Genomic DNA, 21112 nt, shown 5'->3' on the forward strand with positions numbered 1-21112 from the left:
GTATAAGCTAATTATTATGGAACATCAAAAATGTACAATCATCGGAGCTGGTCCTGCCGGATACACAGCTGCTATTTATGCCGCTAGGGCAAACCTCAAGCCTGTAATGCTTACTGGTGCACAACCAGGGGGGCAATTAATGATCACTAATGACGTGGAAAACTTCCCAGGATACCCTAATGGTATTAATGGTCCACAAATGATGGAAGAGTTTAAAGAACAGGCTGTTCGATTTGGTACTGAAATTCGCTTCAATCAGGTCATCGAAATAGATTTTATCCAGCATCCTTATATAATGAAACTCGACAATGGTTCCGAAATCGCATCCGACAGTATCATTATTGCTACTGGTGCGTCAGCCAAATGGCTCGGCTTGGAATCTGAACAAAGACTGAATGGTTCTGGCGTTTCTGCTTGTGCCGTTTGCGATGGTTTTTTTTACAGAGGCAAAGAGGTCATAATAGTAGGTGGAGGAGATTCAGCTTGCGAAGAAGCACTTTACCTATCAAACCTGTGCCCTACTGTGCACATGCTGGTAAGGAAAGATCACCTCAGAGCTTCTAAAATCATGCAGGACAGAGTGCTCAACAAGGCTAATATTAAGGTCTATTGGAACACTGAAACCATTGAAGTTTTGGGCGAACAGGAAGTAAAGGGCGCTAAAGTCAGAAATACGGTAACAAGAGAGGAATTTGAGATCCAAGCTGAAGGCTTTTTTGTAGCGATTGGACACACTCCTAACTCAACTTTTTTAAAACATGCCATCCAAACCGATGATCAGGGCTATATCATCACCAAGCCTGACTCTACTGAAACCAATATACCTGGCGTGTTTGCTTGTGGAGATGTGCAGGACAAGAAGTTCCGTCAGGCAGTAACAGCAGCAGGTTCTGGCTGCATGGCTGCACTGGAAGCAGAAAAGTATTTGATGAGCTTAGAAACAAAATTAGAAAAACAACTATGAGTAAATACAACCTATTACCTGAACTAGATAAGACACTTGATCAGGTGAAATCATTGAATATATCGGAAGAAAGAAAAGAAATTCTAAAAGTTTTGATTGACTACATACAATCGAAAGTTGATCAGGAAAAGGAAGTAAATCTGAACTTTATCTGTACTCATAATTCTCGCAGGAGTCAGTTTTCACAAATTTGGGCACAAACAGCAGCTGACTATTTCGGCATTCATGCCAATTGCTACTCAGGGGGTGTGGAAGTAACCGCATTCAATAAAAGAGCTGTTGCCTCTCTCAAAAGAAGTGGATTTATAGTCTCTTCTAAAGGAGAGGATAATCCGATTTACTTCATTCTAAATTCATATGATGGTGAGCCAATGACTACCTTTTCAAAACTCTTTGATGACCCAATCAATAGAGCTGACCAATTTGCTGCGGTTATGACATGCTCTCATGCAGATGAGAATTGTCCTTTTATACCTGGAACCGAAAAACGCATACCTGTGCGTTATGATGATCCCAAGGCATTTGATGATACGCCTGAAGAGGCATCTAAGTATGACGAACGATCTATGCAGATAGCAAGTGAACTGTTTTATGTATTCTCAAATATAAAAATGAAAATACCAATTCGAGTCAACTCAGGCCTTAAAATCGATTCCTTCAAATGAAAAATGAAAAAATACATAATAGAAATTATCCCTACCTAAATGTTTTGGATTTTTTAGTCCGGGAAAAAACTTTTTTAGCGTTAGTTCTTATTGGTCTGGTACTTTCATCTATTCTAGTCAATTATGGACAGAGCGCTATGTGGATCGGATTCTTATTTGCCGCTTATGCGGCAGTGGCCAACGATAGCATTCAGTCACTTGGCACCTTTATAGAAAGTAACAAATTCAAAAGATGGTGGATATTGTGGCTTTTTGTAGGGGGTATATTCCTGATTACCGTTGGTTTCAGTTGGTTTTATTTTGACGGTGATGTAACATACCAACGCCTGCTCAACCCAAAAGGGGAAACCAACTACCCGCATCCCGAGAATTTCAGTTTTTTTCAGATTATAGCTCCTCTTATACTTCTTATACTCACTAGACTGAGAATGCCTGTTTCTACTACATTTTTAATGCTAAGTGTATTCAGTGCCAGTTCGTCCGGGATTATTTCTATGGTTAACAAAAGTATATCGGGTTATGCCATCGCTTTTATCCTATCTTTCATGGTATGGTATTTCAGTTATAATTTTATTAGAAAATATTTTAAGAAAAGAAAGGCCCCCTTTTTTTGGACAATTTTGCAGTGGGTAGTAAGTGGTTCATTATGGGCAGTATGGGTAATGCAGGATGGTGCTAATATTGCGGTCTTCCTTCCCAGACAACAATCCCTATTTCAATTCATTATCTTTAGTGCCACAATCTTTTTTGGTTTAGGCCTGTTGTTTTACCTGCGGGGAGATAAAATTCAACAAGTCGTGAGTGAAAAAGTCAGGATTTCTGATGTCAGAGCGGCCACCCTCATAGATTTAACTTATGTGCTGCTATTAACCTACAAGCTCTTTATAAGCACTGTTCCTATGAGTACTACATGGGTTTTCCTTGGAATTATTGGCGGTAGAGAAATTGCTGTAAATCTGGCCAGAAATAAAACAGGTAAAAAGCATCGGATAAAATCACTCTGGATGGTTGGAAGAGATATTTCTTATGCTACAATTGGCTTGATAATATCGGTTATTTTGGCCTCAGGAGCAAATCCTGCAATAAGGGAAGAAATACAAAATTGGTTTATTCAAATCTTCAATTAAACAAACATTAAATCATCATCCAAATGAAAAAAATATTAGCAATTTTATTGATGCTTACTGTAATAGGAAGTACAGCATATTCTCAACATCATGAAAATCCAAAACTTATAATAGGCATTACCATTGATCAGATGCGGTATGACTACATCACAAGATTTTGGGGCCATTATGAAGAGAACGGATTTAAGAAATTAGTAAATCAGGGCTTATTTCTGGCCAACACCCATTATGATCTCATACCTACCTACACGGGTGTCGGGCATGCTACTATCGGTACGGGTGCCAGTCCTAATATTCATGGAATTGCCGGCAATAATTGGTATGACCGCCAAACCCAAAAGATGGTTTATTGCGTGGATGACTTGACTGTTTCAACCGTTGGTTCAGATTCAAAAGCTGGTTATTATTCCCCAAGAAACCTTAAGAGTAACACCTTCGCAGACCAGCTCAAATCAGCAAGTCCAGACAGCAAGGTTATTGGGATTGCTCTGAAAGATCGGGGGGCAATTCTGCCTGTCGGGTTCAATGCGGATGCTGCCTATTGGTTTGATGAGACTAACGGGAAGTTCGTTACCAGTAGTTTTTATATGGATCAGCTCCCCAACTACATGAATCAGTTTAATGACATGAATTTGGTAAAAAAATACCTTTCATCTTCATGGGAAACCCTCTTGCCACAGTCAGAATATTTGGCTGGTGATCTGGATAATATGCCCTTTGAAGGTCAACTAAAAGGCGAGGATAAGCCCGTTTTTCCACACAAGCTTGCTACCATTGAGAAAGCAAATGGTCCCGGACTGATCAGACAAACTCCTTTTGGGAACTCCATCACCTTTGACCTTGCCAAAATCATCATTGAAAGCGAAAACCTGGGTGCAAATAACTCGACTGATTTCTTTAGCATCAGCCTTTCTTCACCTGATTACATTGGTCATCTTTTTGGCCCTAACTCCTTAGAGGTAGAAGACACGTATATCCGGTTAGATCGGGACATTGCTTCTTTCCTCAATTTCGTTGAGAAGAAATTAGGAAAAGAAAATATTCTGATTTTCATCACCTCAGATCATGGCGTGAGTGATATTACTGGTCAGGCTGGCACCAATGCAGCGTATTTGCAAACAAATAAGTTGGACAGTTTACTGCGAGCTGAATCTTTAGCAAAATTTCAGGTAGACCTGATCGAAAAAATCACGAATGATCAGGTCTATATCAGCAATACCGCTTTAGAATCAGGTAACCTGAACAAAGAATTAGTAGAAAAGCATCTTGCAAAGTTCCTTCTGAACCAGGCAGGTATTATTGGAGCAGTTTTACCAAACCAACGTCTATGCCTCTCAGATGAAAGTATTTGTGAAAGAGCTTACAATGGCACTGACCCAAAAAGAAGCGGAGATGTTTTCTTTGTTAAAGCTCCGGGGTGGCTAGACAGCTACAACGCCCGAGGAGGTACCACTCATGGAAGCCCTTTTCCATACGATACCCACGTTCCTTTGATTTTTTACGGCTCGAAAATTAAAACAGGTGTTAGAAGCCATAAGCTTACTCATGTAAAGGACATTGCACCTACCCTTTCCAGTATTTTGGGAATCAGTTACCCCAATGGTGCAACTGGCCAACCAATTGAACAAGTACTTGATAGTTTCTATGATGAGGAGGAGTAATACCGGCATATCTAAATATTCTAATTATACATTCTCAAATATTAAAGTAAAAAGATGACAAATAAGACCAAAAAACTATCTTTCCTCGACCAGTATTTAACCCTTTGGATATTCCTAGCCATGGCTCTGGGGGTAGGATTGGGATATTTTATCCCAAACAGTTCCGACTTCATTAATTCTTTTAGCACTGGTAGTACCAACATTCCAATAGCAATAGGTCTCATCTTGATGATGTACCCACCCTTAGCCAAAGTGGATTATAAACTTTTGCCCAAAGTATTTAGGAATGTAAAGATCCTTTCTATTTCATTAGTTCTAAACTGGATTATTGGTCCAGGGTTGATGTTTGTTTTGGCTTTAACATTCTTACAGGACTATCCAGAGTATATGGTTGGTCTTATATTGATTGGATTGGCGAGATGCGTAGCCATGGTCTTAGTGTGGAATGATCTGGCGGAAGGAAGCAGCGAATATGGTGCAGGTCTTGGTCGCACTGAACAGTATCTTTCAAGTGTTTGCCTATAGCTTCTATGCATGGATATTCATTACCGTTTTACCTCCTTATTTTGGCTTTGATGGTGCTATTGTAGATATATCGATAGCTACTATTGCTGAGAGTGTCGCCATCTATTTAGGTATTCCTTTCGTAATGGGAATCCTGTCCAGACTAATATTAGTGAAGCTTAAAGGAGAAGATTGGTATCTGAAAAAATTCATTCCGACAATCTCCCCAATGACCTTAATCGCCCTTCTATTTACAATAGTGGTCATGTTCTCTTTGAAAGGTGAGTTAATCGTAGAAATCCCAATGGATGTGCTGATCATAGCAGTGCCTCTACTTATCTATTTTACCTTAATGTTCATTATCGGATTTTTCTTTACCAAAGCAATGGGAGTGGAATACGACAAAACTGCTTCAGTTGCTTTTACAGCAGCGGGAAACAATTTTGAATTGGCTATAGCTGTTGCAATTGCTGTTTTTGGTCTTAACTCAGGTCAAGCGTTTGCAGGAGTTATTGGTCCACTGGTAGAAGTGCCAGCATTAATCCTTTTGGTAAGAGTTTCTTTCTGGTTGAAAAAGAAATATTACGATACCCCTAAGGCAGTCTCAAAATGAGAATAGCTTTCTTTTCAGATATACACGCCAATCTACCTGCACTGGAAGCTTTTTTTCAGGATGTTGAATCTATTAATCCAGATGCAATTTATTGTTTAGGTGACTTGGTGGGATATAATGTATGGCCAAATGAGGTCGTGAATGAAATTCGTAAAAGACGAATTCCTACTATCATGGGAAATCATGATGAGGCTTTGTTAAAACCTATTGTCCAAGAAGCTCAACCCTCAAATAGAGGGTTGACTCGGGCATTGATTACTGATCAAAACAGAGATTATCTGATAAATCTACCGAGACATTTGTCTTTGTCATTTGTCAGCAACGAAGAACCTTTAAATCTCTTGATGGTTCACGGCAGTATCATGTCAATCAATGATTATATGGTAGTTGATTATCCTGAGCAAGAAGTATTAAGCATGATGCAATCACATCAGGCAGATGTGTTATTATGCGGTCATACACACAAACCCTTTCATAGGATAATTAAGGACGGTGATCGTTTCAAGCATGTTATAAATATTGGCTCTGTGGGCAAACCCAAAGACGGAGACCCTAGAGCATGCTATGCCCTTATGGAGATAAACACCTCACTTTCTTTAGAAAAGCCTACTTCCATCTCAGTACACTTCATCAGGGTAGATTATGATGTAGAAAAAGCTGCGAAAGCAGTAGAAGAAAGTCAATTACCAAACGCTTATGCAGAAGCCTTGAGACTCGCAAGGTAGACATTGCTGATCAACATCATCTTCTAATGTAACATAAGTCACATTCGCAACAATACATTAATCGTATATTTACGATGAACAATAAACATAAAAAAATGAGTAGAACGCTATCTGAAATAGAATATGCGGTGGAGGATGTAAAACTCGCCTCTTTTGCCAAAGCGATGGGACATCCTGTAAGGATACAGATACTTCGACTTTTAAAAAGTCAGGCTTGCTGCTATACAGGTGACCTCACAGATAAGATTCCTTTGGCACAATCTACCATTTCTCAACATTTGAAAGCGTTGAAAGAAGCGGGGCTCATACAAGGTGAGATACTCCCTCCTAAAGTGAAATATTGTCTAAACAAAGAAAATTGGGTCTCAGCAAAGAAAATATTTGATGCAGTTTTCCAAAATATTTAAAATGATTTTTAACCTATAGCAAATTCAATATGAAAGCATTTGTAAGTTATGTACTGCAAGATCAGGCAGGCCATGAGCACTTTTCAGAGGTTATTGAGATTCAACAACCATCCTATACCTATTCGAATGATCCCCCTGTATATCAGGTGATGGAATGGGCGGAAGCTAAACAGAAACAACTAACAAAGAATCAAAAATTAATTATAGTTAACATATTTAAAATCTAGCAAGAATGAAAGAAATAAAAGTATTAGGTCCGGGTTGCCCAAAGTGCAAAACCACCTACAGCAATGTGCTTGAAGCACTCAAACAAAGCAACATGGAAGCCAATGTAGAAAAAGTAGAAGACATTGAAGAAATGATGAAATACAACATTTTGACCACCCCGGTATTAATGATTGATGGCGAAATGAAAGTTAAAGGCAGAATTGCCCAAATAAGCGAAATTATTGAACTCTTAAAAAAATAACCAAATGGAAAATCAAACTTTTGTAAAAGAAATTTGCCCAACTACTACGCAGGAATGGGTGAAAAACGGAGCACTGTTGGTTGATGTCCGTGAAAAAGATGAAGTTGTAGAATTGGCTTATGATGTGCCTAGCATTATCAATATTCCGCTTAGTGAATTTGAAGAACGCTTTAACCCGGATTATGCATTAGAATAATTGAAAGGCGGACTTAGGTTCTGAATTTGGGAGAAAATCCCATCCATCCAAGGCCTTTTTTTGACGGGTAAAGAGATTTTCAGGATCTGTTTATTGGCATGGTTAACCTTCCATGCTCCTAATGCAAAGCAATAGGATTTGAGGGTTTTCAAAGTTGCCCTGTTATGATGGTTGAGCGCAAAATGCCTGAACAGGCTCATTAAATTATAAGCAACCATGATGAATCTGAATGATGCCTCAGTCGCCCAAAAATCCTGCATACAAAAGCTTTCCAAACCGAAGTCGTCTTTGAGCTCTTTGATCCTGTTTTCGCAGTCTGCTCTGGTATTGTAGATATTCCATATCTGGTCCAGTGGAAGCTCAAGGTTGGTCACATAGCAACTGAACCGATAGCCCGGTAAATCCTCGAAAACCATTTTTCCTCCCGATTTGGGACGTATATCCACCTGCTTTTTTACAATGATATATCTTCTGCTTTTCCCTTTCTCATGCGAAAACCTCATTTCGCTGAGCTCGATGCCTTTGGTTAATTCCACCCAGTCATTAAGTCCCCAAACCTCTGTTTTCACATTGGGGTACATTTTGACAGCCACGATATAGTTATGGCGCTCCTCTTCCAGATAGCTGAGTAATTCTTCTGTGTAAAATCCACTGTCAGCCCTCACAAGACCAACTTTTTTCCCTTTGAGGGCATGGTCAAACGTCTCCCGCATGAATTGTTTGCAACTGCTGCTGTCAGCGGTGTTGCCCGGTCTTAACCATGCGTTGGCCACCATCCTGGTCTGTCCGACAAAGGCTATCAGGGGATGAGCGGTGTTCGTCAGTCGTTCCGTTTTGTTTCGCAAAAACATATCTGCAAGGAGGGCCGAGCGTTAAAAAACAATTCAGTGAATTGTTTTAGCGAAGGAGCCTGATTGAAGCGTGGGCTTGGCTTTATCCTCCTTGCATATACCGCTCACTTACCAGTTCGTTTGCGCTCCAGTAGGTGCTCACTCACTGCCGTTCACTTGTTTTGCTTCACACACTCTCTCCTTCCTCACTCGCAGCTATTTCATCCCCCCAAACCCCTTCTAAGGTGTTCGCTACACTCACAATATTTTTTATTGGGGGTCTGCCGCTGCTTATTGTTTTTGCTCGCCTGCGGGTCGCTGCGGGCTGCGGGACTGTCATGCTTTTTGCACCAACCCCGGTTCCCAACACACAGGTAATCGCTTATACCCGGCCAACGCTCAAAAGGCAAAAAATCACGCCAGCCCTTGTGTAGTTCCGTTTCATTCCGGGCTTTTGTGGAGGATCAAATTACAAAAGCCCTGCATTCCACTTCACACATAGCAAGCCCCCGCAGTTCGTACCTCACTGCTTTCCGGTCTAGCCCCCTTGCTCCACTCGCAGACGGCTCGCAAGCCTCCGTTCGTTCCTCTCTTCGGCTGGCTTGGCCGTTCGTCCATTACGCTGCGCTCCACAGCCTCCGTCCAGCCGTTTTGGTTTTCCTGCGTTCCCGCACTAAATTCAATTTCCACAGCTAACAATATTGATAATTTATGAATTGTAGAACCAGAAAAAGAAAGGAAGAACTCAACCGAAAATTTTATATTCAACCCGTTAACTACTTAAAACTTCTTAATGGTCAACACAAACAAGGCTGTTGTGGGGCATTGGATGACAAATACTACATCTTTTCGTATAGACCCAGGGGTGATTATGACGCTCAATCGAAATACTTTTTTGTCGGTACTCATTGTGCCAATGAATTTCTAGATATTATCAAACACGACCCTCTTCCTCTTTTTAATCCTTTAATACATGAGCAGGGGAATCACTCTCCAGGCAACAGTAATTCTTCCGGATCCAAGGACAAAGCATTAATACATCCCTTCAATCGGGAGCTACTTACTGCTACTAATATGCTCTGTATTTCATGGAATATTATTCCTGAGACTTGCTTGGAAAGCTTTATCAGTTTTACACGAAGAAGACCAGATAACCCTAATTACAACGGCATAGAGATGTTTAATAGGATTGTGGCAAAAGATGCCAGAAAAAGAACCCTCAGAAAAATGATCGATGAATTAAGAGAAACCAATGACCTGAAGGAAATGAGATTTGACTTACTAAACCAACATCTTGACATGAATGGGATCGAAAATCATATTGGTTGACGAAACCGAACAAAAACAAAGAGTGCAGCTAATTTAGGCGGGCCCCGCAAGGCCAACCCTGATCAAGACTATCAAGGTCAAGCCCTCCGGGTTTTTGAAAAAATCTCCACCCTCTGGGTAGTATTTTTCCAAAAAACCTTGACTGCCCTGTCCATGCCCACCTGGCAAAAGGCTTTCTCTTTTCTTTTTTTCCCTTTTTTCTTTTCTCTTTTGAAATGTGTGCGAAGCGGAGCGAGCAAAACTTTAAATGCTCATATTATGCACACTTTTCAGATCAAAACTTATCGAAAAAACTCCACCAGCTCTAAGCCTCATTTCTTCATTCTTTCCAAAGGACTGAATGCGGGAAAGCCGCTCGAAACACCTTGCCCTAATTGTTTTGCCATCATAACAGAATCGGAGGAGGCACGGAACTTTTATTTCTGGCTCTCTTATGGCCTTTGGCAAGCCCAGGCATTCACACCGCACCTGACCGGTTCAGTCGTTCCATTCATCAGGATAGGTGATGCCAAGGCGGTATTGCTGGTAGGACAGGAGAAGGCATTGAAAGATCGTAGGAAGTACCTGAAGTCATTGGCACTCCTTCAGGACTTTGAGCAGAAAGCCAAGATCCTGCAAAAGCAGGTGGAGCTTGTGAAGCAGGTCAAGAGAGCCATCATGTTTCAGATACTCCTGAAATGAAAAAAGGCCCCACGAGGAGGCCTTTTCATTGAGAGGAACACAAACTTTCCCGACTTGCGGGAATCACATCCCCTTCGGAGGTGGATGTTTTCTTTTGAACCATTGGAGTAACAACTTTAGCAGGATGGACACGGTAAAGCTCACTAACGCTCCGACAGCAGCCAAAATGCAGGTTTGGAGGATATCCCCGGAATTTATGTTCACAAGAACGCTCAGTAACGTGCCTCCGGCAGTTCCTGCTTTCGTATCGCCACCGCTAACCAGATTAGCCATCTTTCCTGTCCGCTTTTGCGCTATCCTCTACGGTCACCTGACTGACTGCAGTCAGTACCGTCCCGCCTACGGTGAGATAGCCGCCCAGGGCAACTATTCCGGCCGGTAAGCTGATCGGTGCTGCCAACAAAGCGCCACCAGCTGCCGCTAGTGCCAAACCTACGTTACGGAGCACTTTGAAAAACTTGGGTGTTGGGGCTTTCGCCCTTTCTATGATCGTCATACGCTTTTTGCTTTTTGAATATTGAGAAATACATTTTCGCCTCTTTCCATGGCCTCAAACACAAGTGTTTTCAGCCTGGAATCGGCAGCTTTGGAATCCGTCCCTTTACCTGGACCGATGACCTTTGAAACCGGGGCTATACAGCCCTTCAGTTCCTTCAGGGCGTCATTGGCAGGGTGAAAAAGGATGCCGCTTCTATTGGGTACATTTTTCACCAGCAAATGCCAGCCCCGTTTGTCGGTATATCGCTTTACAAGCTCATACCTCCCTTCCGGGATGCAGGACACCATTCGCTGGTTTTCCCTCCAGGGAAGCTCGATGGTGGAGCTGACCAACAGCTCCCCATCACAAAGCTCTCCCTTGGTACCGTCCTGATGATAAACTCTGAATAGGGTTAATTCCATTTCAGGGCATCATTAGTTTTCCGGTAGCTGGACAAACTTGTCTACCTCAACCAAAGCCAGACAGTTAAACCCACCATTCTTCATGGCATACATCTGACCATTGACGGATTGATAGAAATCAATGCCAAAGGCCACTAATAGCACCTCTTCGCTGTTGGCATTAAAAGCCAAATCCAGCTCCAGGGGACCGGTTGCCACATTGCCGATTTCCACATCTGCTGACTCTGCCAGGTTGAAAGTGAATTCATCATTCTCGAAGTTCACCTCCGATAAAGCCGCTACCATCTTTAAGTGTGTAGCACCTTGGGGATAGGCCAGGCTATTGGCTGGAATGAACTCAGGAATGTCAATGGATGCGGTACCGGCCGCACGGTCAAAACTCACTTCATAGGGAGCGTATAGTGTGGCCTCCAGTCGGCCAGCCGCATTGAAATCAAACCCTTGGATCAAGTCCAGGTTTCCATTGGAAACCGTCCGCTCTCCTCTTGGATTGTCTCCATCTGATTGAAGGACGATCATTAATTGCTTGGTCAACCTGGAGGCTACCTTGCTATCTGAAGTTTTCAATAAGAGCGGCCTGAAGGCCGTGCGGATTAGCTTACCAGCTTTCCCTGCCCGTCCAAACTCCGACCCATTCTCCCGGGTCCTTTGGAAGGCCGGATCATTCTTGATCCGTTCTCCATCCACACCCCCTTTTTCCCTGGCTAAATAGCCGTCTTTACTCTTGTAGAAGGACACATCCCCGATGGTTCCTTGCAGTTTAATAATACCTTTTTGTCGTGCCATACGTCTTGATTTTGATTCGTTGCTTTGTTGCAACTCATCGAAAATCAACTATCTCCTTCAGGCAGACAAAAGGCAGGTTCCGTATAGGACGATAGGATACCATTTATTCCGATTGGTTCAAAAAGAACTGCGGAGGTCATTTAGTATATTTACAGTATAGCAAAAGCATAGATGAAGTATAGATAGAGTATGATCGAAACCAAACGAGCCTGTATTTATCCAAAAGACGTGCAGCGGATCACCGGCAAGAGCGAGAGATACGGAAGGAAGCTCCTAAACAGGATCAGGGAGGAGTTTTCCAAAGAACCGCACCAGTTCATCAGTGTAGATGAATTCTGTGAGTTCACCGGCCTTGCACCGGCCATTGTTGAGCGTTACATCACCGATTGACCTTGCCAGATGAAGGCAGTCAAACGGCACTAAATTCTATACCCCCTTACAATAAAATTTAGCACTTTTTGCCACGATTTGAACCCAAAAAGCGGGCTTTTTTGTATATTTACAAAGGTTTCGAAGTTCACCAAATGCACTCAAACCAGTTCGAATAAATTGAGAACTGAACGGTGAACCCACTGAAATTACGTTTTGTAACTTACTGATACATAAAGATTTGCACGGGGTGGTTGTAATCCCGCCACCCCGACAAAACAAAGGAGGCTTTTGCCTCCTTTTTCATTTTCTTCCACACAGAATCCGTTTTACTAAATAACCAGCTGATAGCAGCACATAAAAGCCAGCAAACCATGCAAAGGTGTGGTCGGGTTTGCAGCAATTAAAATAATCGTAACCGAAGGGGATCAGGTAAATTAAACTGGTAATTAAGAATAAAGGCACCGCCAGTTTGTGGGCGGGGTGCTCAGTTAATAAGTAATGTTTCTCTTCCACGGTGAATCAATCGAACCTTTCTCCTATACCTTAATAGTGTTTAAAAGGTTGTCGTGATTTTATGAAAGGTAAGCGCTTATGCTTTTTTGGTGTAGATCACAAAATCGAAAGCATATTGATGCCTTTCATCAGCGGGGTGATGTTGTCTACTTTCTTCCTGCCATTCTGTTTTGTCAAATTTTGGGAAGAAAGTATCGGCATCCTCAATTGTTGCGTCTACTTCGGTAATGAGCATTCGGTCTACCAATCCTTTTTCAACAGCTTCAGTATAAATTTTTCCACCACCAATAATCATAGTTTCGTGGAGGTTTTGTTTTTGGCAAAGCTCCAAAGCTTCTTCTAAACTATGCGCCACAAAATGCCCTTCAGGAACTTCAAAATCCTTATTTCTGGTAATTACCACAGAAGTTCTATTAGGTAAAGGTCTACCAAGCGATTCAAAAGTTTTTCGCCCCATAAGAATGTAATTTCCTGTGGTAACTTGCTTGAAAAACTTGAAGTCATCGGGCAAACGCCAAAGTAAGTCGTTGTCTTTACCGATGGCGTAATTCTTCGAAATGGCGACTACTATGGTACGAATCATAAGCTGTTTCCTAATAAAAATGATTTGATGTCCATTCTCTTTTTACCCTGAAGCTGAAGTTCTGTAATGGCTATTGCATGGTCTGCAGTTTGAATATGAAGATAGGTTTTATTGTCTGTCTCGTAAGCTCCTGGAGCCTTTTCTGCTAAAGCGGTGTCGAGTTTTCGAGTTCCGAAAATTTTGAATTGCTTGTTGTCCAAAGTGCACCAAGCGGCAGGATAGGGCGAAAGGCCACGAATAAAATTATGGACTTCAGCGGCTGGTTTGTTCCAGTCGATTTCGCAGGTTTCTTTAAAGATTTTTGGAGCGTGCTTAATTTCGCCCAACTCATCTTGAGGCAATTGCGGGTAATCACCTGTTTCAATAGCCTGAACCGTTTTTAGCACCAGTTTAGCACCTTTGTGCATCAAACGTTCATAAACTTCACCTACCGTATCATTTTCTCCAATCGGTTCCTTCTCCTGAAAAATCACATTTCCAGTGTCAATTTCATGTTTTAGAAAGAAGGTGGTAACTCCCGTTTCCTTTTCTCCATTGATGATGGCCCAATTGATGGGCGCAGCACCGCGATATTGAGGCAACAATGAGCCATGGAGATTGAAAGTGCCGATTTCGGGCGTATCCCAAACGGCAACGGGTAGCATTCTAAAAGCGACCACAATTTGCAGATTGGCATTATAGCTTTTAAGTTCTTCTAAAAACTCTGGTGATTTTAGATTGGTAGGCTGTAAAACAGGAATGTTTTGTGAAACCGCATAGTCTTTAACGGGTGTTGTGGCTAATTTCTGGCCTCTGCCTTTGGGCTTGTCAGGCGCAGTGATTACCGCCACAACATTGTAGCCGTTTTCAACAAGAATTTGTAAGCTCGGCACAGCGAAATCTGGCGTGCCCATGTATATAATGCGTAAATCCGTCATTCAATCAATTTCTGAATGTCAAAAATAGGGAAACGAGCTGAGGATAGAAATCATGATCTTGTTGAGAAGAAAAGAAAGATGAGAAACCAAAAGATTAATAGGCTTGTGTGCCTTTCAATCTTTTCATATTCTTCTTTTTTATCCCGAGCGGAGCGAAGGAAATTGTCTTTGGCCTTTTCCAAACTCAGTAGGGAGAGTATGTCTCAGGTTCTGGCGATTTTTAGAATAGATTACTCAAAATCCTTATACAGCAAATATTTTTTGCGCATGGCTTTATAAGCGTTCAGTTTGGGTTGCCAAGTTGCTTTGATCTCTTTTTCGGTCATTCCTGCTTCTACTTGTTTGCGGAAATCCTTGGTGCCAGAAAGTAAGTCGATATAATCTCTGAAAAAGGTAGTGTCATTTTTTAACTCATTGTGGTAGGTCAGAAGGTACTTCAAGGTTAGCTCGTGATGAGCATCGGTACCCACGAAACTTTGCCCAAAGCATTCCTTTCCTTCCAAAGGAGGGTATTTTGATCCTTCATTCGGTTGTGGTGTGAATTTGAACGAACCTGGTTTGTAATCGGGGTGGCCAATCACTTCGAAAGGATAATCCGTGCCACGGCCAACACTGACCACAGTTCCCTCAAAAAGTCCTAAAGAGGGATATAAGGTGATGGCGTTGTCAGTCGGTAAATTAGGAGATGGCTTAATCGGTAAATTATAAGTTTTTGTATGATCCCAGCCTTCCATTGCAATCACTGTTAGGTCACATTTAGGACTTGGGGTTTGATTTGGATTTGTTTTCTCTGGTTTTAGCCAGCCTTCGCCATTGATCATTTTGGCCAATTCGCCTACCGTTAAACCATGAACAATAGGAATGGGGTGCATAGCAACAAAACCATTAATGTCATCATCTTTTACCGGGCCGTCTACGTACATTCCGTTGGGGTTGGGACGATCCAGCACAATCACTTTTTTGCCATTTTCTGCAGCAGCTTCCATCACATAATGCATCGTGCTGATGAAAGTGTAAAAGCGCACACCAACATCTTGAATATCGAAAATCAAGATGTCTACATCTTCCAGCATTTCGGTACTTGGCTTTTTGGTTTTGCCATAGATTGAAACAATTGGAATGCCTGTTTTGGCATCTTTAGCATTGTCGATGGTTTCTCCATCAGGTGCTTCGCCTCTAAAACCATGTTCTGGAGCCATTACTTTTTTAATATCAACGCCCAAAGCAAAAAGGGAATCTACCAAGTGAGTATCGCCAATGGTAGAAGTTTGGTTTACCACCAACGCTACTCTTTTATTCTTTAGCAAGGGCAAATATTCATTGAGCCTTTCAGCACCAAGTTTTAGCGATTGTTCTTGAGCTTGGCAACTTAGGCAGCTCATTAAAATAAAAAGGGCGGATAGCAGTCTATTCATTCGGTTCGTTATCTTTGGGACTTAACGATTCGGTCAAAAATAACCATATTCTTGAACCTCCCTTATTTCATAGCAAAAAGAATCAGCGATCCAGGAGATAACAGCTTTTCGGCCATTATCCACAAAATTGCCATCGCCAGTGTTGCGTTGGGCATAGCCATAATGGTGATTGCCTACTTTATTTTGGGTGGGTTTCAGAAAAATATAAAGGATAAAATCTTCAGTTTTTCAGGTCATATTCAAATTCTGAAATACTCTTTGAGTAATTCTTATGAAGAAGAACCCATAATTGTCGATCCCGAAAGGTTCGAATTGATCAAGGCGAATCCTTATGTAGCTCATTTGCAAGAATACGCTCATAAACCGGGCTTAATCAGCAAAAATGATGAAGTTTTTGGTGTGCTTTTAAAAGGTATTGCACCTTCATACGATCAAACTATTTTTGAACGCTACCTTAAAGCGGGTTCATTTATCAGTTTTAACGATTCTACCGCTTCAAATGAAGTGATGATTAGCCAGCGCATGGCCGATGATATTGGCTTAAAGGTGGGCGATGATGTGATCACTTATTTTATTATGGATCCTCCCAAAACCCGGAAAGTGATTATTAAGGGCATTTTTGAAACCGGGCTCGATACCTTCGATGAACAGGTTATGATTGGCGATATTAATATGATTCGCAGTTTGAATAACTGGGATGATAATGAGGTAGGTGGCTACGAAGTGTATTTAAAAGACGTGGATAAAATTGCGGAAGCGGATGATTCCATCATCAATCTGTTGAGCGTAGAGCAGTACACCGAAAGGGTAGACGATAAATACATTCACATTTTCGATTGGCTGAACCTGCTTGGGCAAAACGTAAGCATTTTTATTTGGCTTATCCTTTTTGTGGCCTGTTTTAATATGGTTTCCGTTTTGTTTATTCTGATTATGGAACGAACTCAAATGATTGGAACTTTTAAGGCTTTAGGCGCCAATAATGGTTTAATCCGCAGGGTATTTACTTTTAATGGAATGCGATTGGTGTTGAAGGGGCTTTTGATTGGAAATGCCATTGCCATCGGTTTCGCTTTTCTGCAAGATACATTCCATTTAATTCCGCTCGACCCAGTGAATTATTATATGGAATATGTGCCTATTGAATGGAAGTGGAGCACAACGCTTATGCTCAATTTGGTCACTTTAATTCTGGTTTCTTTAGTACTGATTTTGCCAACAGCAATCATCTCAAGAATCCGACCGGTAAGGGCAATGAGGTTCGATTAACTAACGAGTTTTTCCTCTGTCGTTAATTCCAAATTGGTTTCGTAGTCTTCTTCCATCTCTTTTCTATAACTACGGAAAAAGCTGCTGATTTTAATTTGTAGCACCCCAAAAACGGCTTCTTTAATAATTCCGCCACTCATTTTGGATTTCCCTTTGGTTCTATCGGTAAAAATGATGGGTACCTCCGCTATTTTGAACCCGTATTTCCAAGTCAAAAACTTCATTTCAATTTGAAAGGCGTAGCCCATAAACTTCACCTTTTGAAGGTCGATGGTTTCCAAAACCGATCTGCGGTAGCATTTAAAGCCTGCAGTGGTGTCGCGAATGGGCATTCCGGTAACCAAGCGCACATAGTGGCTAGCAAAGAAAGAAAGCATTACTCTGCTCATGGGCCAGTTTACCACATTTACACCCGTAACGTAGCGCGAACCAATACTCATATCGTTGCCTTCAACTTTACAAGCATGATAAAGCTTGTTTAGGTCTTCAGGGTTATGTGAAAAATCCGCATCCATTTCGAAAATATACTGGTAACCATGCTTCAAAGCCCATCGGAAACCATGAATGTAGGCGGTTCCTAAACCCAACTTTCCAGTTCTTTCTTCAATATGAAGTCTTCCTTCAGATTCAGGAATAAGTGATTTTACGATGGAAGCTGTACCGTCAGGGGAGTTGTCGTCAACAATTAAAAGCTCAAAATCAGAAGGTTGGGAAAGAACAGCTTGGATAATATCCTTAATGTTCTCCTTTTCATTATAAGTAGGAATAATGACAAGACTATCTCTCATTGTAGTGGTTCCAAATTAACCCAGTATAGAAATTACCATACGGCTAATAATATTCATTAGTTTTATGACACCCCGCTGTTGAGTCCCCGAAAGGGTGTTCTTAACGGGAAAGTTAATCAAATGTTAAAGACTTATGAAAACGAAGGGCATAAAATGAACAAGTGTGTATTTATGGATAGAGATGGCGTGTTGAATGAAGAGCTGGGAAGGCACGTGTTAAACCTCGATGAGTTTGTAATTAATGAAGGAGTTCCAGAAGGCCTGAAAAAGCTGAAAGAGGCTGGCTATAAACTTGTGGTGGTAACCAACCAAAGTGGTATTGCCAGAGGTTATTACGAAGCAAAATTGGTCGATGATTGCCATGCCATTCTTCAAGAAGCTACAAATCACTTGATCGATAAATTCTATTACGCTCCTTTGGTGCCGCATATTAGTGAATCGCTCATGAGGAAACCTGATTCATTGATGCTTGAAAAAGGTTTAGCCCTTTTTGGTGCCGACCCTGAAAAATCATGGATGGTGGGTGATAAAGGTTCTGATTTGATTCCCGCTAAAAAATTAGGATTGCGAAGAATCCAGATGGAGTCGCTGTATGAATCTAGCGATTTGGCTGAATTTCATGCTAAGTCTTTTCCTGAAGTGGTTGATGTTATTTTGAAGCACTGAAAGAAGGCTTGTCGTAAGTTTTTCAACCCATTTTTCAGTTTCATCCGGAGTTTTGTAGCGTTCACCGATATTTTTTTGAGAGGAGCCGCTTCTGATTCACTTTTGAATCAGACAAAGGTCAATAACTCAAAATCTTGAACTATGAAAAAGTTAAAAGTAATCGTTGCCTTCGCGTGTGTTGCGCTACTGATGAACTCTTGTATTTATTCGCTTTTCCCCATTTTTACTGATGAAACCCGTGAATACTTACCCGAACTATTGGGGAAATGGCAAGAAGGGGATGACCCTGGCAACTATATCATTTTTGAAAGTGGGATGTCTTATGAAGGAACTGTAAAAGTGACTGCAAATGAGCCTTCATCAAGCGAACCTAAATCAGCAGATGACGGGAAGGTGAAAGTTAAAGTTGGCAATCCTGAATTCACCATAGAATTTGATGGTGATGAATATATTGTTTTAGAGGGCGATACAATCCGAGATAAGGCTAAAATTGAGGAATATTATAGAGAAGAACTCAAAGAATTTAGCACAAAGCTTATTGAAGAAGAGCTTCCGGGTAAACTGGAAAAGCTTTCGAGGGGCTTGGAGAGAATAGCAAGCAGCATGAAGGGAAGAACTGACTTTCAATTTGAAAAGTCTGCCGAAAGTTACTTAATGACCGTTTACAATGATGGTAAACAGGAGGCGGTTTATGAAGCTACGCTAACAAAGATTGAAGGCGACTACTTCCTCGATATTTTTGCTACGGATAGTAAGCTGGCCGATCAGGCATTTTCTAGCATGGTTTGGTTTCCGGTTCATTCCTTTATGAAAGTGGAAATGGATGGCGATAAAATGGCGCTTACGCAGTTCGACTACGATAAACTCAATAAACTTTTCAAAAGTAATTTGATTCGCTTGCGCCATGAAGATGTGGACGGAACAATTTTGATTACGGCTCAGTCTCCCGAATTGAGGAAGTTTTTGGGCAAGTATTCTAAAGACGAATCCGTTTTCGATAATCCCAATCACTATTCGAGAGTGCAATAAATGAAGTGGCTCAATAGAACATTACGGTCTGTGTGGTTACAGCATTCAGTTTTCTGGATGCTGTCCATACTGGCAATTGGCCAATATTTTTCCATCTCAAACACCTTCAAATCGATTGACTTTTTCTATTCGCTACTTTTTCACATCCCTCTCTTTTTTTTGGTTTATATCAATTTGAGGGTGCTAGTGCCAAAGTTTTTGCAAAAGGGGATTTACCTACTTTATCTCCCTTTGGTGCTTTTGACTGTTTTAGCGGCTTACGCAATTCACGAGCTCACTTTTGAGTTTCTGTTGCCGCTTTTACCAACAGAATATTACATGGTTTCCTTCACGGATTGGCATGTTTTGGCTGCCATATTCTGCATTTATATACTTTTGACCACGTTGCTGAAACTTTCCAAATCATGGTATGTGCTTCAGCGTGTTGAAAAGGAAAAGGTAGAATTGGAACTGAAATCGCTCAAAATGCAGATCAACCCTCATTTCCTATTCAACAGCCTCAACAGCATTTATTCACTCGCTTTAGCCAAAAGTTCGAAAACGGCACCTTCTGTTTTAGAACTTTCTAACCTGATGCGCTATATGCTCTATGAAGTGGCAGACAAACAAGTGGATTTAGAAAAGGAGGTTGAAATGATTCAGAATTACTTAGACCTACAGAAGCTCAGAGCGGATGATTCTACCCAAATTAATTTTCAAATTGAAGGAGATTTGAAAGGGAAGAAAGTAGCGCCTTTGCTTTTCTTTCCTTTGATTGAAAACAGTTTTAAACATGGTGTAAAAGGCGTTTCCGATTCCGCTTTTGTGCGGATGAAACTCACTTGTTCTTCCAAACTAATTGAGTTTCAGATTGAAAATAATAAGGGGCAAGTTGACGATGTGGAAGCGGGTAAATTTGGCGGGATTGGCCTTAAAAATGTTTCTTCCCGACTTGAGTTGATCTATCCCAATGCGCATGATTTTCAAGTTGAAGAAGGCGAAGAAGTGTTCCGTGTAAATCTTAAATTGAAGCTATGATCAAATGCTTAATTGTTGATGACGAACCCCTTTCTCGCGATGTGCTCAAAACTTATTGTGCCGATCATCCTGAGCTAGAGGTGACGGCATTCTTGCAAAGATGCTTTTGAGGCTATGGCGGCCTTGGAAAAGGAAGCTATTGATCTGATTTTTTTGGATGTAAACATGCCCAAACTCTCGGGCGTCAATTTTTATAAGTCGCTAAATCATAAGCCCAAGGTGATTTTTACCACGGCCTATCCTGAGTTTGCTGTGGAAGGTTTTGAACTGAATGCCGTGGATTATCTGCTTAAGCCATTTTCTTTTGAGCGTTTTATTAAGGCCATCAACAAGGTGAAGGAAAAGCTGAACCAGAGCAATAATATCGCTTATGATCAAGGGCATATATTGCTAAAGGCCGATAAAAAAATATACAGAACGGATTACCAAAGCCTCCTTTTTTGCGAAGCTTTGGGCGATTATGTAAAAGTAAATGTGGAAGGAAAGACCTTGATTGTGACCACTACGCTTAAAAAATTAATGGAAGAACTGCCAGAAAGCCTTTTTGTCCGTGTCCACAAATCATTTATTGTAAACAAGTCTAAGATTGAATATGTGGAGGGCAATCAAGTGAAAATTCAAGACCAGTTTATTCCTATTGGGCAAAGCTTTAAAGAAGATTTTCTGAAGCATATTTCGGAATGAGA

23 protein-coding genes and 2 pseudogenes are annotated in these 21112 nt (G+C 41.2%); 18 read left to right on the plus strand and 7 right to left on the minus strand.

The features are described 5' to 3' along the window. Positions 1–16 precede the first annotated feature (16 nt). The 10 genes and pseudogenes from trxB to ACXACJ_RS00360 all read left to right on the plus strand — a co-directional run bounded on the left by trxB (position 17) and on the right by ACXACJ_RS00360 (position 7331). Positions 17–964 carry a thioredoxin-disulfide reductase gene (trxB, locus tag ACXACJ_RS00315; RefSeq protein WP_475132268.1) on the plus strand — a complete coding sequence of 316 codons (948 nt, stop codon included), beginning with the start codon at positions 17–19 and terminating at the stop codon, positions 962–964. Then, positions 961–1629 carry a low molecular weight phosphatase family protein gene (locus ACXACJ_RS00320; RefSeq protein WP_475132269.1) on the plus strand — a complete coding sequence of 223 codons (669 nt, stop codon included), beginning with the start codon at positions 961–963 and terminating at the stop codon, positions 1627–1629. The genes trxB and ACXACJ_RS00320 overlap by 4 nt, the downstream gene beginning before the upstream one ends. Beyond that, a complete protein-coding gene (locus ACXACJ_RS00325) occupies positions 1626–2756 on the plus strand; it encodes a hypothetical protein (RefSeq protein WP_475132270.1) in 1131 nt (376 codons plus the stop codon). The genes ACXACJ_RS00320 and ACXACJ_RS00325 overlap by 4 nt, the downstream gene beginning before the upstream one ends. 23 nt (positions 2757–2779) lie before the next feature. Then, positions 2780–4417 (plus strand): alkaline phosphatase family protein, encoded by a 1638-nt coding sequence (locus ACXACJ_RS00330; protein ID WP_475132271.1) that lies wholly within the window; start codon positions 2780–2782, stop codon positions 4415–4417. Positions 4418–4471: 54 nt separating this feature from the next. Further along, a pseudogene (arsB, locus tag ACXACJ_RS00335) lies at positions 4472–5534 on the plus strand (ACR3 family arsenite efflux transporter). Then, a complete protein-coding gene (locus tag ACXACJ_RS00340) occupies positions 5531–6259 on the plus strand; it encodes a metallophosphoesterase family protein (protein WP_475132272.1) in 729 nt (242 codons plus the stop codon). Before arsB ends, ACXACJ_RS00340 begins: the two are co-directional and overlap by 4 nt. A 95-nt stretch (positions 6260–6354) precedes the next feature. Continuing rightward, positions 6355–6666: an ArsR/SmtB family transcription factor gene (locus tag ACXACJ_RS00345; protein ID WP_475132273.1), complete on the plus strand. Its 312-nt coding sequence runs from the start codon at positions 6355–6357 to the stop codon at positions 6664–6666. Between the two features lie 29 nt (positions 6667–6695). Then, positions 6696–6893 (plus strand): hypothetical protein, encoded by a 198-nt coding sequence (locus ACXACJ_RS00350; RefSeq protein ID WP_475132274.1) that lies wholly within the window; start codon positions 6696–6698, stop codon positions 6891–6893. A gap of 5 nt (positions 6894–6898) precedes the next feature. After that, the gene (locus tag ACXACJ_RS00355) at positions 6899–7135 is read left to right on the plus strand and encodes a thioredoxin family protein (protein WP_475132275.1); all 237 of its coding nucleotides are present in this window, start codon (positions 6899–6901) and stop codon (positions 7133–7135) included. A 4-nt stretch (positions 7136–7139) separates the two neighbouring features. Next, positions 7140–7331 (plus strand): rhodanese-like domain-containing protein, encoded by a 192-nt coding sequence (locus ACXACJ_RS00360; protein WP_475132276.1) that lies wholly within the window; start codon positions 7140–7142, stop codon positions 7329–7331. Here ACXACJ_RS00360 and ACXACJ_RS00365 read toward each other — a convergent pair. Further along, positions 7316–8182 carry a transposase gene (locus ACXACJ_RS00365; RefSeq protein WP_475132277.1) on the minus strand — a complete coding sequence of 289 codons (867 nt, stop codon included), beginning with the start codon at positions 8180–8182 and terminating at the stop codon, positions 7316–7318. The two genes, ACXACJ_RS00360 and ACXACJ_RS00365, sit on opposite strands and share 16 nt — an antisense overlap. A gap of 690 nt (positions 8183–8872) precedes the next feature. Between ACXACJ_RS00365 and ACXACJ_RS00370 the strand changes: the two genes are divergently transcribed. Continuing rightward, a complete protein-coding gene (locus ACXACJ_RS00370; RefSeq protein WP_475132278.1) occupies positions 8873–9490 on the plus strand; it encodes a hypothetical protein in 618 nt (205 codons plus the stop codon). Between the two features lie 153 nt (positions 9491–9643). Further along, positions 9644–10171, plus strand: coding sequence for a DUF6943 family protein (locus ACXACJ_RS00375; RefSeq protein WP_475132279.1), 528 nt, complete (start codon positions 9644–9646; stop codon positions 10169–10171). Between the two features lie 492 nt (positions 10172–10663). On the opposite strand, the gene ACXACJ_RS00380 is transcribed toward ACXACJ_RS00375, so the two are convergent. Then, entirely contained in the window at positions 10664–11071 is a 408-nt protein-coding gene (locus ACXACJ_RS00380) for a DUF5675 family protein (RefSeq protein WP_475132280.1), read from the minus strand. Positions 11072–11083: 12 nt separating this feature from the next. Next, on the minus strand, positions 11084–11857 hold the full coding sequence (locus ACXACJ_RS00385) for a hypothetical protein (RefSeq protein ID WP_475132281.1): 774 nt from the start codon (positions 11855–11857) through the stop codon (positions 11084–11086). A gap of 189 nt (positions 11858–12046) precedes the next feature. Between ACXACJ_RS00385 and ACXACJ_RS00390 the strand changes: the two genes are divergently transcribed. Continuing rightward, positions 12047–12247, plus strand: coding sequence for a hypothetical protein (locus ACXACJ_RS00390; RefSeq protein WP_350126915.1), 201 nt, complete (start codon positions 12047–12049; stop codon positions 12245–12247). Positions 12248–12818: 571 nt separating this feature from the next. On the opposite strand, the gene ACXACJ_RS00395 is transcribed toward ACXACJ_RS00390, so the two are convergent. The 3 genes from ACXACJ_RS00395 to ACXACJ_RS00405 form a co-directional block, all read right to left on the minus strand. Beyond that, positions 12819–13325 carry a dihydrofolate reductase gene (locus tag ACXACJ_RS00395; protein ID WP_475132282.1) on the minus strand — a complete coding sequence of 169 codons (507 nt, stop codon included), beginning with the start codon at positions 13323–13325 and terminating at the stop codon, positions 12819–12821. Next, positions 13322–14242 carry a methionyl-tRNA formyltransferase gene (gene fmt / locus ACXACJ_RS00400; RefSeq protein ID WP_475132283.1) on the minus strand — a complete coding sequence of 307 codons (921 nt, stop codon included), beginning with the start codon at positions 14240–14242 and terminating at the stop codon, positions 13322–13324. Before fmt ends, ACXACJ_RS00395 begins: the two co-directional genes overlap by 4 nt. A 230-nt stretch (positions 14243–14472) precedes the next feature. Further along, the gene (locus tag ACXACJ_RS00405; RefSeq protein ID WP_475132285.1) at positions 14473–15657 is read right to left on the minus strand and encodes an exo-beta-N-acetylmuramidase NamZ family protein; all 1185 of its coding nucleotides are present in this window, start codon (positions 15655–15657) and stop codon (positions 14473–14475) included. Between the two features lie 51 nt (positions 15658–15708). Between ACXACJ_RS00405 and ACXACJ_RS00410 the strand changes: the two genes are divergently transcribed. After that, the gene (locus tag ACXACJ_RS00410; protein ID WP_475132286.1) at positions 15709–16926 is read left to right on the plus strand and encodes an ABC transporter permease; all 1218 of its coding nucleotides are present in this window, start codon (positions 15709–15711) and stop codon (positions 16924–16926) included. On the opposite strand, the gene ACXACJ_RS00415 is transcribed toward ACXACJ_RS00410, so the two are convergent. Further along, positions 16923–17714, minus strand: a complete 792-nt coding sequence (locus ACXACJ_RS00415; protein ID WP_475132287.1) for a polyprenol monophosphomannose synthase — start codon at positions 17712–17714, stop codon at positions 16923–16925. The genes ACXACJ_RS00410 and ACXACJ_RS00415 overlap by 4 nt on opposite strands. Before the next feature lie 120 nt (positions 17715–17834). On the opposite strand from ACXACJ_RS00415, the gene ACXACJ_RS00420 reads away from it, so the two are divergent. The 4 genes and pseudogenes from ACXACJ_RS00420 to ACXACJ_RS00435 all read left to right on the plus strand — a co-directional run. Further along, a complete protein-coding gene (locus tag ACXACJ_RS00420; protein ID WP_475132288.1) occupies positions 17835–18380 on the plus strand; it encodes a D-glycero-alpha-D-manno-heptose-1,7-bisphosphate 7-phosphatase in 546 nt (181 codons plus the stop codon). 141 nt (positions 18381–18521) lie between these two features. Beyond that, positions 18522–19409, plus strand: coding sequence for a hypothetical protein (locus tag ACXACJ_RS00425; RefSeq protein WP_475132289.1), 888 nt, complete (start codon positions 18522–18524; stop codon positions 19407–19409). A gap of 186 nt (positions 19410–19595) precedes the next feature. Further along, entirely contained in the window at positions 19596–20426 is an 831-nt protein-coding gene (locus ACXACJ_RS00430) for a sensor histidine kinase (protein WP_475132290.1), read from the plus strand. 102 nt (positions 20427–20528) lie between these two features. Further along, positions 20529–21110, plus strand: a pseudogene (locus tag ACXACJ_RS00435) (LytR/AlgR family response regulator transcription factor); the annotation flags it as partial. Positions 21111–21112: the final 2 nt, after the last annotated feature.

Source organism: Roseivirga sp. AWQ4_251, from assembly GCF_056158225.1.